11 protein-coding genes and 2 pseudogenes are annotated in these 13727 nt (G+C 68.1%); 10 read left to right on the top strand and 3 right to left on the bottom strand.

All coding sequences use genetic code 11. The features are described from left to right. Positions 1 to 10: 10 nt before the first annotated feature. A complete protein-coding gene (locus ACWEVR_RS08595; protein ID WP_452466373.1) occupies positions 11 to 1030 on the bottom strand; it encodes an XdhC family protein in 1020 nt (339 codons plus the stop codon). A gap of 15 nt (positions 1031 to 1045) precedes the next feature. Further along, entirely contained in the window at positions 1046 to 1642 is a 597-nt protein-coding gene (locus ACWEVR_RS08590) for a nucleotidyltransferase family protein (RefSeq protein WP_452466372.1), read from the bottom strand. 125 nt (positions 1643 to 1767) lie between these two features. Between ACWEVR_RS08590 and uraD the strand changes: the two genes are divergently transcribed. The 10 genes and pseudogenes from uraD to puuE all read left to right on the top strand — a co-directional run bounded on the left by uraD (position 1768) and on the right by puuE (position 12146). Further along, a complete protein-coding gene (gene uraD, locus ACWEVR_RS08585; protein ID WP_452466371.1) occupies positions 1768 to 2256 on the top strand; it encodes a 2-oxo-4-hydroxy-4-carboxy-5-ureidoimidazoline decarboxylase in 489 nt (162 codons plus the stop codon). Then, entirely contained in the window at positions 2253 to 2570 is a 318-nt protein-coding gene (uraH, locus tag ACWEVR_RS08580) for a hydroxyisourate hydrolase (protein WP_067484762.1), read from the top strand. Before uraD ends, uraH begins: the two co-directional genes overlap by 4 nt. Before the next feature lie 24 nt (positions 2571 to 2594). Further along, positions 2595 to 3467 carry a factor-independent urate hydroxylase gene (gene pucL, locus ACWEVR_RS08575; RefSeq protein ID WP_452466531.1) on the top strand — a complete coding sequence of 291 codons (873 nt, stop codon included), beginning with the start codon at positions 2595 to 2597 and terminating at the stop codon, positions 3465 to 3467. After that, a complete protein-coding gene (locus ACWEVR_RS08570) occupies positions 3464 to 4825 on the top strand; it encodes an 8-oxoguanine deaminase (RefSeq protein ID WP_452466370.1) in 1362 nt (453 codons plus the stop codon). The genes pucL and ACWEVR_RS08570 overlap by 4 nt, the downstream gene beginning before the upstream one ends. Before the next feature lie 225 nt (positions 4826 to 5050). Next, positions 5051 to 5896 (top strand): FAD binding domain-containing protein, encoded by an 846-nt coding sequence (locus ACWEVR_RS08565; protein WP_452466530.1) that lies wholly within the window; start codon positions 5051 to 5053, stop codon positions 5894 to 5896. A 61-nt stretch (positions 5897 to 5957) separates the two neighbouring features. Continuing rightward, positions 5958 to 6416 (top strand): annotated as a pseudogene (locus tag ACWEVR_RS08560) ((2Fe-2S)-binding protein); the annotation flags it as partial. 285 nt (positions 6417 to 6701) lie between these two features. Further along, positions 6702 to 8999: pseudogene (locus ACWEVR_RS08555) on the top strand (xanthine dehydrogenase family protein molybdopterin-binding subunit); the annotation flags it as partial. Next, positions 8996 to 10246 (top strand): DUF6986 family protein, encoded by a 1251-nt coding sequence (locus ACWEVR_RS08550; RefSeq protein ID WP_452466369.1) that lies wholly within the window; start codon positions 8996 to 8998, stop codon positions 10244 to 10246. The pseudogene ACWEVR_RS08555 and the gene ACWEVR_RS08550, both read left to right, overlap by 4 nt. Next, entirely contained in the window at positions 10243 to 11205 is a 963-nt protein-coding gene (gene alc, locus ACWEVR_RS08545; RefSeq protein ID WP_452466368.1) for an allantoicase, read from the top strand. The genes ACWEVR_RS08550 and alc overlap by 4 nt, the downstream gene beginning before the upstream one ends. Next, positions 11202 to 12146: an allantoinase PuuE gene (puuE, locus tag ACWEVR_RS08540; protein ID WP_452466367.1), complete on the top strand. Its 945-nt coding sequence runs from the start codon at positions 11202 to 11204 to the stop codon at positions 12144 to 12146. Before alc ends, puuE begins: the two co-directional genes overlap by 4 nt. Here puuE and ACWEVR_RS08535 read toward each other — a convergent pair. Next, entirely contained in the window at positions 12102 to 13202 is a 1101-nt protein-coding gene (locus ACWEVR_RS08535) for an alpha/beta hydrolase (protein ID WP_452466529.1), read from the bottom strand. The two genes, puuE and ACWEVR_RS08535, sit on opposite strands and share 45 nt — an antisense overlap. Between the last annotated feature and the right edge of the window lie 525 nt (positions 13203 to 13727).

Here is a 13727-nt window from a genome sequence, read left to right as displayed (position 1 = left end):
CGGCCGCAATCTAGATAGCCATGCCCACCGAGGTGGAGTTGCCGAAGTCTCGGTGGGCGGCCAGGCGCAGGCCTGCGCGCGAGGCGAGGAAGTCGGCGGTGATGAAGACGGCGGTTTCGGCGGGGGTGCGTGGGCCCGTTTCCAGCCCGGCGGGGACGTGCAGCCGGGACAGGGTGGGCTCGTCGAAGCCGCCCGCGCGCAGGTCGTCGAGGCGACGGGCCTGGTCGGCGGGGGTGCCGAGGGCCGCGAGGTAGCCGAGTTCGGGCAGGCGAAGGGCAACGGTGAGCAGGGGAATCTCGAAGCGCGGCTCGTTGGCGAGCACGACGATGCCTGTGCTGCTGTCGATTTCGCCCGCGGCGGACAGCGTGTTCAGGTAGCGGTGCGGCCAGTCGACGACCACCTCGGCGCCGGGGAACGACGCCGGGTCGGCGAACTCGGGGCGCGAATCGCAGATGCTCACCCGGTAGCCGATCATCCGCGCCTGGGCGGACAGAGTGGCGGCGTAGGCGTTGGCGCCGAAGATGAGCAGGCGCGGCGGCGGGCAGTAGGAGGCGACGAACAGGTCCGACTCGGGCAGGGCGACCAGCTCGGTGGCGTGTTTGCGGTCGGTGATCAGGTGCTGGCCGATGACGTCGGGATCCTGGTTCCACACCACGGTGAACACGGTGACCCGGCGATGGGCCTGAATGTCGGCGGCGACGGTGGGGAATTCGGGGAAATCGCGGCAGGAGAACGGTTCGACGAAGATGTCGACGAGGGTGCCGTCGTCGGAGGACGATTCCAGCCCGGTGAGTGTGCTGTAGCGACGTAGTTGCCGGATACCGGTGCGCGCGGCTTCCATCGCCGCCTCGTACACGGTTTCTTCCAGCCTGCCCGACGCGATGGAGCCGAAGACTCCGCCGTTGGGGGTGACGAGCATTGCCGAACCGATCGGCAGTGAGCTGGTTCCGATGGTGCGGACTACCGTTGCCAGGCCACCGGTAGCGCCCGAATGCCACACTCGCAGAAGGTCATCGACGATATCGCGCATATCTCAAATCTCCGATCACCGTGCGCCGACTTCCGGGAAATCGCGATCGGCCCCTGTCGCCAAGTCGTCGCACGTGACGCACACCATATCCTGTCGGGTGCCCAAATAGGAACCTGCCCCCGCATCCCCAACGGCGGCAGCGTAAATGGCTTCCCAGTGCTTGTTCTCTATCACAACTGGATGGCCCGGAGTGTCGTGGAACACACTACGAGCCAGACCGCTCTCATTCTCGCGAGCCGCGGCGAGCACTCGGGCCACCACTTCGGCACCGATATCGGGAGTGTCGACGGGGCGGAAGGCCACGTATCGGGTGCCCGCCCGCGCCGCCTCGGCCAACCCCGCGCGCACCGTCGCCGACAGTCCGGTGGCCCAGTCGGCGACCCAGTGCCACCGAGTGCCGGGTGGCAGGTTCAGCGCCGCCGGGTCGGGGCCGGTGGCGCCGAGCAGCACGATCACCGGGTCGCAGCCGCCGTCGCGCAAGGCGGTGATCGCGGCGGTGAGCCAGGCGCCGTTTTCGGCGAGTGCCTTGGGTTTGCCGTACCGGGTTCCGGCGCCCGCCGCGAGGACGATGCCCGCGCACGAGTCGTGCGTGAGCGCTTCGATCCGGGGCATGCAGGTGAAGGTAACGGCGCAATGTTGCCGGTCGATTACGGCCGGGGAGCGCGCGAGCGACGACACGGGTACGTCGGCGGTCGGCTCGAGTGGCGGGCCGCCGGTATCGGGGAGATGCTGGAGCGATGACTAGGGAAGCGATCGGACTCGCGGGCTTCAACTCGTTGCCCGACGATGCCGCTGAGCAGGCATTGCTTGCCTGTTGCTCGTCACCGCGCTGGGCGCGGGCCATCGCTGCCGCCCGGCCCTACGTCAGCGTCGTGTCGCTGCTCGATGCCGCCGACGCGGCCCTCGACGCGCTCGACGAGGCCGATATCGACGCCGCGCTCGCCGGGCATCCCCGCATCGGTGAGCGCGCCACCGGCGCGGCCGCGCACGAGCAGTCCGGTGTCTCCGGCGACGACGTGCGGGCCCGGTTGTCCGAGGGCAACCGGGCCTACGAGGAGAAGTTCGGGCACATCTACCTGGTGTGCGCGGCGGGCCGTAGCGGCGAGGAACTGCTCGCCGTGCTGCGGGCGCGACTGGACAACGATCCGACGACCGAAAGGCGGGTTATGCGAGACGAATTGGCGAAGATCAATCGGCTGCGCCTGACACAGCTGGTGGCGTCATGACCGGGCTGAGCACGCATGTGCTCGATGCCGTACGCGGAGTCCCCGCCGAGGGGGTCGCCGTGTGGTTGATGCGTGGTGAGTTGCGGCTCACCGAGGCATTGACCGATGCCGACGGGCGAGTGAAAGAGCTTGCCGCCGGGCTTAATCCGGGCGAATACCAGTTGTACTTCGATACCGGCAGTTACTTCGCGGCCCAGGGCGTCGAGACGTTCTACCCGGAGGTCTGTATCGCTTTCACCGTCGGCGAGCAAGCGCATCTGCATGTGCCGCTGCTGCTTTCGCCGTTCGCCTATTCGACCTACCGAGGGAGTTGAGCCGTGGCACTGACCGGCCCGATCATGTTGACCGACAACCGATACGGCAAGGCCGAGAACCGGGTGGTGCGGTTCTACAAGGAGAACGCGCGCCACGAGATCCGCGATGTGAATGTCACGACCACGCTGCGGGGTGACTTCGAGGCGGCCTATACCGAGGGCGATCAGCGGCAGGTGCTGCCGACCGATACGCAGAAGAACACGGCGTTCGCCTTCGCGAAGAAGGTCGGTCTCGACACCGTCGAGGATTACGCGATCGCGTTGGCGAGGCATTTCCACGAGACCGTCGAGCCGGTGAGCAGTGCTCGCGTGGATGTCGAATCGTTTGGCTGGCAGCGCGTTTCGATCAACGGTGCCGAACACGATCACACCTGGGTGCGACAAGGGCCTGAGGTGCGCACCGTCGCCGTGACGGCCGCCGATGCGGGGACCTGGCTGATCGGCGGGATCAAGGATCTCGTGCTGCTCAAGTCGACCGGTTCGGAATTCGCCGACTTCCTCGTGGACGAATACACCACTCTGGCGCCCACGAACGATCGCGTCCTGGCCACCTCCCTCGACGTGCACTGGCGATTCGCCGAAATCGACGGCATCGACTGGGACGAGGTGTTCGCCGGGATTCGCGCCACCCTGCTGGAACTGTTCGCCACCACCTATTCCCGTGCACTGCAGCAGACCCTCTACGCAATGGGAACCGCTGTGCTGGAGCGTTTTCCGATACTCGCCGAGATCCGCCTCTCGGCCCCGAACAAACACCACTTCGACTACGACCTCGACCGCTTCGATATCGAGAACAAAGGTGAGGTGTTCTGGGCCGCCGATCGCCCCTACGGTTCGATCCACGCGACCTTGCAGCGCGCGGACGCACCCGATGCCGGAACGGCTTGGTCAGCATGAGCGCGCCGGATCTGGTTGTCGACGGGTGTGCGGTAGTCACTGTCGATGCGTCCGGGACCGAATATCGGCGCGGGTGGGTCTCGGTGCGTGGCAACAGGATCGAAGCGCTCGGGGAAGGCAGGGCACCGGCGTTCGGGGCTCAGACCGCGCGGATCGACGGGCGGGGTTGTTTGCTCACGCCAGGATTGGTGAACACCCATCACCACCTCTACCAGTGGATCACCCGTGGGCTCGCCGCCGACAGCACCCTGTTCGAATGGCTGAAAACCCTGTACCCGGTGTGGGCGCGGATCGACGAGAAGTCGGTGCGGGTGGCCGCGACCGGCGCGCTGGTGTCGCTGGCCCGTACCGGGTGCACCACCTCCGCCGACCACCACTACCTGTTCCCGCACGGCGGTGGTGACCTGCTCGCCGCCGAGATCGCGGCCGCCGCCGAGGTGGGGTTGCGCTTCCATCCCACGCGCGGGTCGATGGACCTCGGGCAGAGCAAGGGTGGACTGCCGCCCGACGACGTGGTCGAGTCCATCGACGACATCCTCGCCGCGAGCACCACCGCGATCGAGCAGTGGCACGACCCCGCGCCCGACGCCATGGTGCGCATCGGCCTCGCGCCCTGTTCCCCGTTCTCGGTGACCGCCGACCTGATGCGCGAATCGGCCGCCCTGGCGCGCTCGGCGGGGGTGCGGTTGCACACCCACCTCGCCGAAACCGTCGACGAGCTGGACTTCTGCCGCGAGAACTTCGACTGCACGCCCACCGAGTACATGGAACGGCTCGGCTGGCTCGGCGACGACGTCTGGTACGCGCACGGCGTGCACCTCGACGACCACGCGATCTCGGCGATGGCCCGCACCGGCACCGGCATCGCCCACTGCCCGACTTCCAACGGCCGCCTCGGCGCGGGCATCGCCCGCACCGCCGACCTGGTCGCGGCGGGCATTCCCGTCGGGCTCGGCGTCGACGGCGCGACCAGCAACGAGTCGAGCTCGCTGATCGAGGAGCCACGCAACGCCCTCCTCTACGCCCGAGCCGTCGGCGGCCCGCAGGCCATGACGGTGCGTGGGGCACTCGAACTCGCCACCATGGGCGGTGCCCGTGTCCTCGGCCGGGCCGACGACATCGGCTCGATCGAACCCGGAAAGCTCGCCGACCTCGCGCTCTGGCGCCTCGACACCCCCGCCCACGCGGGCATCGAAGACCCGGTCGTCGCCCTGATCCTCGGCTCCGCACCGCCTTTGGCTGCCCTGTTCGTGAACGGTCGCGAGGTGGTCCGCGACGGTGTGGTCACCACGGTCGACGAAGCGGCCGTCGGCGCCGATGTCGCCCAGGCCCAGGCCACCCTCCTCGCCGGAACCTGATTCCCGGGACGCCCGATCGAGATCACCACGCTGTGGTGGCGGGACCTACTCGGCCGATGCCGCCACCACGGCGTGGGGATCGGGTGACCAGGTGCGGAACGTGGGTGGAGGGGCACACTGGAGGGTGGATATCGGGTTTACCGCGGCGCAATCTCGAGTGGGTGTCGCGCAACATCGTGGCAACTCGCCGCCCCTAGTGTGGCTGGTGAGGTAAGCGAGGTGGATGTGGATCTGGATACCGTGCGGGAGGTGGTGCTCGCTCGCCGGCGCGCCGATTTGGCGCAGGTCGGTGCGGGGAGCGCGGTGCTGGCCGGCGGGACCTTCCTCTATTCCGAACCGCACGATCACCTCGACCGGCTGATCGACATCACCACGCTGGGCTGGTCGCCGCTCGTCGAGACCAGCGAGGGCCTGGAAATCGCCGCGACCTGCACGCTCGCCGAGTTTGCCGGTGCGCGTCCCGGTCGTGAACTCGGGTCGAAGACCCTGCGGCCGGATTGGCCGGGGACGGAATTGTTCGCGCAGGCGTGCAGGGCTCTGCTCGCCTCGCACAAGATCTGGCGCACGGCCACGGTCGGCGGAAACGTATGCCTTTCCCTGCCCGCCGGCGCCGTACTCGGTGCGCTGGTCGCCCTCGACGCTGACGCGGTGGTGTGGCCGCACGAGGGTGGTGAACGGCGAATCGCGTTGCGACACTTCGTCACCGGTCCTGGAATGAATGTGTTGCCGCCGGGATCGGTGATCCGCTCCTTTGTCGTTCCGCTGCGTAACCTTCACGCGCGCACCAGTTTTCGCAAGATCGCGTTGGCTCCGCTCGGGCGTTCCGGTTCCGTTGTGATGGGCAGGCGGACAGCGGATGCCTGCGCTCTGACGATCACGGCGGCGACGACCCGACCTGTCGTCCTGGATTTCGACGGACCGCCGAGCGTGGACGAGCTGACCTCCGCGCTCGCCGAGATCCCACCGAACACTTGGTTCGACGATCCACACGGCGCACCGGACTGGCGCAGGCACGTCACCCGTTTGCTGGCGACCGAGGTTGTCGCCGAACTGGCGGAGAGTCGGTCGTGAACGCGGCGACGAGCGTCGATGGCGTCCCCGAGCCGGCGATTCGGTACGAGGGAGGTGGACCGTGCGGCTAGAAGTCGACGGCCGCGTCGTCGAAACGGCGCCCAGGCCGGGGCAGTGCCTGCGAACCCTCCTGCGGGAGCAGGGCACTCTCGCGGTGAAGAAGGGCTGCGATTCCGGCGACTGCGGCGCCTGCTCGGTCCTGCTCGACGGCGCCCCGGTCCACTCCTGCCTGATCCCCGCCCACCGCGTTGCCGACAGAACCGTCACCACCGCCGCCGGTCTTTCCGGCGAAGCCGAACCGAATACTGTGCAGCGCGGTTTCGTCGACAATGCCGCGTTCCAATGCGGCTTCTGCACCGCCGGAATGGTCGTCACCGCCACCGGATTACTCCGCGACCGCACCGATTCGGAAATCACCGAGGATGAGCGCGCGGAGTTGATGAAAGGAAACCTGTGCCGCTGCACGGGTTACCGAGCCATCACCGACGCCCTCACCGCGTGTGCACCACTGTGCACAACTCGTGAGGCCACCCCTGAACCGCCTCCCGGTGTGGAAGCACGAGTTGGAGTGCCTGGCGATGCCGCCCTTGAACAGCCCCCCGGTATGGAGGCACGAGTCGGAGTGCCTGGTGATGCCGCCCTTGGACAGCCTCCCGGTGTGGAAGCACGAGTTGGAGTACCTGCCGATGCCTCCTCCGTGCGCCCGCACGATGGGCATCGGCGGAGTGCCGGAGGTGTGACGACGGCGTCCGCGGGGGAGGGGCCTGCGGTGGCGCGCCGCGAGGTGAGCGCGGTCGCAGAGCGGGTGCGGGACGAGAAGTTCGGGCCGGGGCAGGTCGGAAAGGGTGTCGCAGCGCCCGCCGGGGAGCGGGTGGTGCGGGGCGGCGAGGCTTTCACGTTCGATATCGGGGTGGGGGACGAGCGGGGGCCGGGGGTGGCGCCTTGGCATCTCGCCGTGTTGAGCAGTCCGCACGCGCATGCGCGGGTGGTGTCGATAGACATCGCGGAGGCGTCGGCCGTGCCCGGCGTCCGGGCGGTGCTGACGGCGGCAGACGCGCCGGGGGTGGCATTTTCCACGGCACGGCACGAATTCCGGGAGGACGATCCCGACGACACCTTCGTCCTCGATCGCACGGTGCGTTTCGTCGGGCAGCGCGTCGCGGCGGTGGTGGGGGAGACCCTCGATGCGGCGCGGGCGGGGGTGCGGGCGTTGCGGGTGGAGTACGACGTTCTGCCCGCTGTGTTCGAGCCGACGGAGGCGCTCGGAGACGACGCGCCCAAGCTGCACGGGGACAAGCCGGATTCCGCGCGTATCGCCGACCCGCAACGCAACGTGATCGCGGAAATACACGGTGGTGTCGGTGATTTCGATCGGGGTACCGAAGAAGCGGCGCATGTTGTCCGTGGTGTCTGGTATTCGCCGCGCGTGCAGCACGTGCACCTGGAAACGCACGGCGGAATCGGCTGGCTCGACGACGACGGCAGGCTCGTACTACGCACCAGCACCCAGGTCCCGTTTCTGGTTCGCGACGAACTGTGCCACCTGTTCGGGCTCGACCGCGACGGGGTGCGGGTATTCGCGGCCCGGGTCGGCGGCGGGTTCGGCGCCAAACAGGAGATGCTTGTCGAAGACCTCATCGCGCTCGCCGTCCTGCGCACCGGGCATCCGGTGCAATACGAATTCACGCGGACCGACGAATTCACCTCTGCCACTTGCCGTCACCCGATGCGGGTGGAGGTCACTGCCGCCGCCGACAGGAATGGGCTGCTCACCGCGTTGTCGGTCGACGTGCTCGCCGACGCGGGTGCCTACGGCAACCACAGTGCGGGTGTGCTGTTCCATTCCGTGGGCGAATCGGTGGCCGTCTACCGGTGTCCGAACAAAAAGGTCGACGCGCAAGCGGTCTACACCAACAACATTCCCTCCGGCGCCTTCCGTGGTTACGGGCTCGGTCAGGTGATCTTCGGCGTGGAATCCGCCATCGACGAACTGGCCCGGCGAATCGGCGTCGACCCGTTCGATTTCCGCAGGCGCAATGTGGTTGTTCCGGGCGACCGGTTCACCGGCGCCGAAGTCGACGAAAGCGACCTCACGTTCGGTAGTTACGGCCTGGATCAGTGCCTCGACACCGCCCAGCGAGCGCTGCATCGCGGCAACGGTGCCAAAGCGCCCGGCCCGGACTGGCGGGTGGGAGAAGGAATGGCCGTGGCGATGATCGCGACTGTTCCTCCACGCGGCCATCACGCCGACGCGACGGCGCGCCTACTCGTCGACGGTCGCTACGAGATGAATGTGGGCACAGCGGAATTCGGCAACGGAACAACCACCGTCCACGCCCAGTTGGCCGCGACCGCCCTGGCGACATCCGCCGACCGGATCGTGATCCGCCAATCCGACACCGACCTCGTCGGGCACGACACCGGTGCTTTCGGTTCGACCGGCACCATGGTCGCGGGCAAGGCGTCCTATGCCGCCGCACTGGAACTGCACGCGATGATGCTGGCGCGCGCGGCCAAGGTGAGCGGCCATCCCGAGCGGGATTGCGTGCTGGAGGCGGGTGGTGTGCGCTGCGGGGACGAACTCGTCACCGCCGCACAACTCCTCGCCGACGGGGACCTCATAGCCCATGGGACCCATTCGGGCACACCGCGTTCGGTGAGTTTCAACGTGCACGCGTTCCGGGTAGCCGTGCGTCCCGTGACGGGTGAGGTGCGGATTCTGCAGTCGATCCAGGTGGCCGACGCGGGCACCGTGCTGAATCCGGTGCAGTTGCGCGGTCAGGTGGAAGGTGGTGTCGCGCAGGCCATCGGGACTGCGCTCTACGAGGACATGCGCACCGACGCGGGTGTGGTGACCACCCGCACCCTGCGGCACTACCACGTACCGCAATTCGCGGACCTGCCACGCACGGAGGTGTATTTCGCCGAAACCAGTGACGCGCTCGGCCCGCTCGGTGCCAAATCGATGAGTGAGTCACCCTACAACCCGGTGGCCCCGGCCCTGGCGAACGCGATCCGCGACGCCATCGATGTCAGACCCGACCGATTACCGATGACCGCCGACCGGATCTGGCGGCTCGCGAGGAAAGGAACGGCCGAGTGAATACCCGACTGCCCGAACACATCCGGGCACGCGTCGACGCAGTCCTCGATTCCGTCGACGCGGAGCTGCGGCTGCGATATCCCGGCCAGGGGACGCGGATCCAACCGGTGCACACGGTGTATGTCCCCGCCGATCGTGCCACCGCCGACACCCCGGTGGAATGGGGTGCCACCGCGCTGGAACTGCTGGATCGCCACGCCGACTTCCTCGCCGGTCTCGACACCACCGATTCCCTTCCCGCGGTCCGGGTCGGCCTGTCCGCTCGACCGGTGCAGGACCTGCGGATAGATTTCGAGGACGGATACGGTTTCCGCGCCGACGATGTGGAAGACGCCGCCGCGACAGCAGCGGGAAAGACCTTGGCATCGATGGCCGAAAAGCCGGGCGCACCCGGTTCGTTCGGGATCCGGATCAAGGGACTGGCCAAGGACGAACGCAGGCGAGCGCTACGAACACTGGAATTGGTGCTCGACGGCGTCGCCGACGTTTTACCCGGGTTCCTCTTCACCGTTCCGAAAATCAGGGCGGCCGAACAGGTCTCGGCCATTGTCGACATCTGCTCCGGCATCGAACGCGCCCACGGACTTCCCGACCACACCCTGCGCTTCGAACTGCAGATCGAAAGCCCGCAGGCGATCATCGCGCCCGACGGCACAGCCCCCATCGCCCGCATGCTCGCCCTGTCCGACAATCGTTGCAGTGCACTGCATTTCGGCACCTACGACTACACCGCCGCCTGTGGAATCGCCGCCACCGACCAGGCGCTCGACCATCCGGCCGCGGACCACGCCAAAACGGTGATGCAGGTCGCCGCCGCCCAGACCGGTGTGTGGATCTGCGACGGCTCCACCCAGATCGTGCCGGGCAACGACCCCGAATTCGCTTTCACCAACCACTACCGCCTGGTGGAACGTGCCCTGCGCCGCGGCTACTACCAGGGCTGGGACATGCATCCCGGCCACCTGGTCACCCGCTGGCTGGCTACGCACAACTTCTTCCGTACCGCCACCGATGTGGCCGTCCCACGCCTGCAGGCCTACCTCGGTCGCGGCCAGGAAGGGGTGGTCGACGAACCGGCCACCGCCGAAGCCCTGTCGACCACGGTGGTGCGCGCCCTGCGCTGCGGTGCGGTCAGCGATGACGAGTTGCTCACCCGGGCACCGGAACTCACCGAGCAGACACTCGTCGACCTGATGACCCGCCGGTGGTCGAGCCGAGAAAATGCCGAAGCACGGGAGGCCCGATGACCGACGACTTCACCCACCTGCCCGACCTGGCGGTCCGGCCGCTCGGCGGGTCGGTGATCTGGGCGAACGACGAGTTCTTCGCCGAGAAGGAAAACCTCGTCAACCCCGGACCGGCCGAATACCGGCCCGCGACATTCGGGCACAAAGGGCAGATCTACGACGGTTGGGAAACCCGCCGCCACCGCGGCAAGCCCGGTGACGACGCGGCCATCGTCCGCCTCGGCGTGCCGGGCGTGATCCGCGGCATCGTGGTGGACACCGCCTGGTTCAAGGGCAACTACCCGCCCGAGGTGTCGGTCTCGGCGCTGGCGATCGACGGTTACCCCACCGCCGAGCAGATCGCCGAACGCACCGACTGGGTGCCGCTGCTCGACCGCGTGAAGGTCGCGGGCGACTGCCGGACTCCGTTCACCGTCGACGACGAAAACCGGTGGACCCACGTCAAACTCACCATGCACCCCGACGGCGGCGTCGCCCGGCTGCGGGTCCACGGCGAGGGCAGGCCCGACCCGGCCCTGCTCGGCCTCGGCCCACTCGACTTGGCCGCCCTCGAGAACGGCGCCCTGGTCCTGGACTGCTCCAACCGCTTCTACAGCTCACCCAACCAACTGCTCTACCCCGGCCAGGCGCGCGTCATGGGCGACGGCTGGGAAACCGCGCGCCGCCGCGACGACGGAAACGACTGGGTGCGTATCAAACTCGCGGGCCCCGGCGCCATCCGGCTCGCCGAGATCGACACCTCCTGCTTCCTCGGCAACAGCCCCGGTGCCGCCTCGCTCACCGGCTTCACCAGCGACGGAACCGAAGTCGAGATCATGCCGCGCACCGACCTGCTCCCCGACACCCGCCACCGGTTCGCCCTCACGCCCGCCGGTGCGTCGGTCGAAGAGGTTCGCCTCGACATCTATCCCGACGGCGGCCTGGCACGCCTGCGACTCTACGGCGAGCTGTCCGCATGACCGGGCCACGCGACTTCATCGGCTACGGCCGCACTCCGCCGGACCCGCGGTGGCCCGGCGGCGCCCGGATCGCGGTGCAATTCGTGCTGAATTACGAAGAGGGCGGGGAGAACAACGTCCTCGACGGATCACCGCATTCGGAAACCTTCCTGTCCGAGATGACACCGGCCGAAGCCTTCCCGAACCGGCACATGAGCATGGAATCGCTCTACGAATACGGTTCCCGCGCCGGCCTGTGGCGGATACTGCGCGCCTTCGAACGGCGCGGTATCCCGCTCACCGTTTTCGCGGTCGCCCGCGCGATGCAACGCAATCCCGAAGCGGTCGCGGCCTTTCTGGAGCTCGGCCACGAAATAGCGTGTCACGGTCTGCGCTGGCAGTCGTATCAGCTCGTGGATCGCGAGACCGAACGTGCCGACATGGCCGAAGCCGTGCGCATCCTCACCGACCTCACCGGCGAGCCGCCACGCGGCTGGTACACCGGCCGCGACTCACCCAACACCCGCGAATTGGTCGTCGAGCACGGCGGTTTCGTCTACGACGCCGACTCCTACGCCGACGACCTGCCCTACTGGACCACGGTGCGCGGGCAGCAGCACCTCGTGGTCCCGTACACCCTCGACACCAACGACATGCGCTACTGCTCGCCCGCAGGCTTCGCCACCGGCGAGGAGTTCTACGCCCACCTGCGCGACGCCTTCGACGTGCTGTACCGCGAAGGGACCGAGGGCAGCCCGAAGATGCTCTCGATCGGCCTGCACTGCCGCATCGCGGGCCGCCCCGCCCGCACCGCGGCCCTGGAACGCTTCCTCGACCACGTGCAATGCCACGAGGACGTGTGGATCACGCGCCGCATCGACATCGCCGAGCACTGGCGAACGACGCATCCGGCCGGATCAGGCGAACAGGTCCCGGACGAACGGGAGCGAGTCGACCAGTGAGGCGTTGACCGTGCCGTCGTGGTCGGTGGGGTAGGTGCGGGTGGTCACCGGCTGGCGGTTGGCCTCGAGCACCGCGAAGTAGCGCAGGGTCGCGGGGGTGACCACGTCGGTGTCGCGCAGGCCCTGGGCCAGCAGCAGCGGGCGGTCGTAGCCGGATTCGGGCAGGCCCATGTACTCGCCGAGCAGGCCGCGCAGGTTCGGGATGGACGACAGCGGGCGGGCGAACATGCTGCCCACCGACGGCTTGGCGGCGGCTAGTTCGTCGCCGAGGGGGCCGATGCACGCGGTCTGGGCGCGCTCGAGCCAGGTGCGGCCGGTGTCGGTGAGCAGGCCGTCGATGTCGAGGTCGGGGTAGGTGGTGCGCAGGCCGCTGAGGATGTACAGGACGTAGGCGGTCAGGTGCGAGCTCAGGGCGATCGGGGGCACGCCCGGGCCGACGAGGCCGATGACGTCCTCGATGTAAGCGGGCACGCCCGTGCCGACGGCACCGCGGTAGTCGAGTTCGGGACCGCCGAACTCGGTGGCGTAGCGGGCGGTGAACACCGCGGCGCCGCCGCCCTGCGACTGGCCGACAACGGCCCACTTGTTCGACAGCGACGGGTATTGCGCGGTCGCGGCGCGCACGGCGTCGACCACATTGCGCGCTTCCACCACGCCGTTCAGATACGGGTGCTCGCCCGGACCACCGAGACCGGCGTAGTCGGCCGCGACGACGGCGTAGCCCTGCTTCAGCCAGGTGCCGAGGTAAGCCCAATCGCGTTCGACGGCGGCCGGACCGGCCACGCTGTATGCGCAGGCGTCGCCGAGCCCGACGGTGCCGTGTGCCCAGGCGATCACCGGCCAGCCGCCCGCGGGCGCTTCGCCCGGCGGGAAGTACACGGCGGCACCGGTGGTGGTCGGCTGGTCGCCCGCGGTGGTCGAGCGGTAGATCAACCGTTCGGCGCGGGCCGAACCCGGCAGCGTCGCCGCGGCCGACAGGGCTTCCACCGAGACGACCTGCCCGCCGGTGGGTTCGGCGTGCGCCGGGACGGCCGGCAGCAGGGTCAGCGCGGCCATCGCCGCGATCGTCAGCATCCTCGACTTGCGCACGGTCCCTCTTCCCTTCGTCGGACAGCCCGATTCTGCCCCGTGCGCCACAGGGGTGACACGCCGGGCGGGCATTGCGGAGTGACGACACGCACATGATCGAAGCCCGGCGTGGTGTGTGAAACGACTCACAGCCTGGAAGGCTCGAGAGCATCGGCACCCACCCGGCGGAAGATCGCTAACAGTACGGGCGTTATGCTAAAACTCCTGGTCAGCACTACCCATCGGTAGCCGCAGTGCTTGCAATCACAGGGCAAATTTCGCAAAGTTAGCAACAGCGGCGGCAAACCTAGCTGAGATTCACACAACCAACAGGTAGACGGCTATTTCCGGGTATGCCATTGTTTGGAAGTACACCCCTCAGGCCCTAGCTAGTCCTAGCAAGCCTGCAAATTGCTTCAGCAGTACGACCCGTGCAACCGAAAGCGTTCAGCCGCCGGTTGTTTGAACGGCCGGACAGCGCGGAGCACCGACCACACCGAGGAAGTGGAGTCA

The organism is Nocardia sp. NPDC003979 (assembly GCF_053605015.1).
The sequence above is the reverse complement of the archived record's forward strand: the minus strand, read 5'-3'. Positions and strand labels throughout refer to the sequence as shown.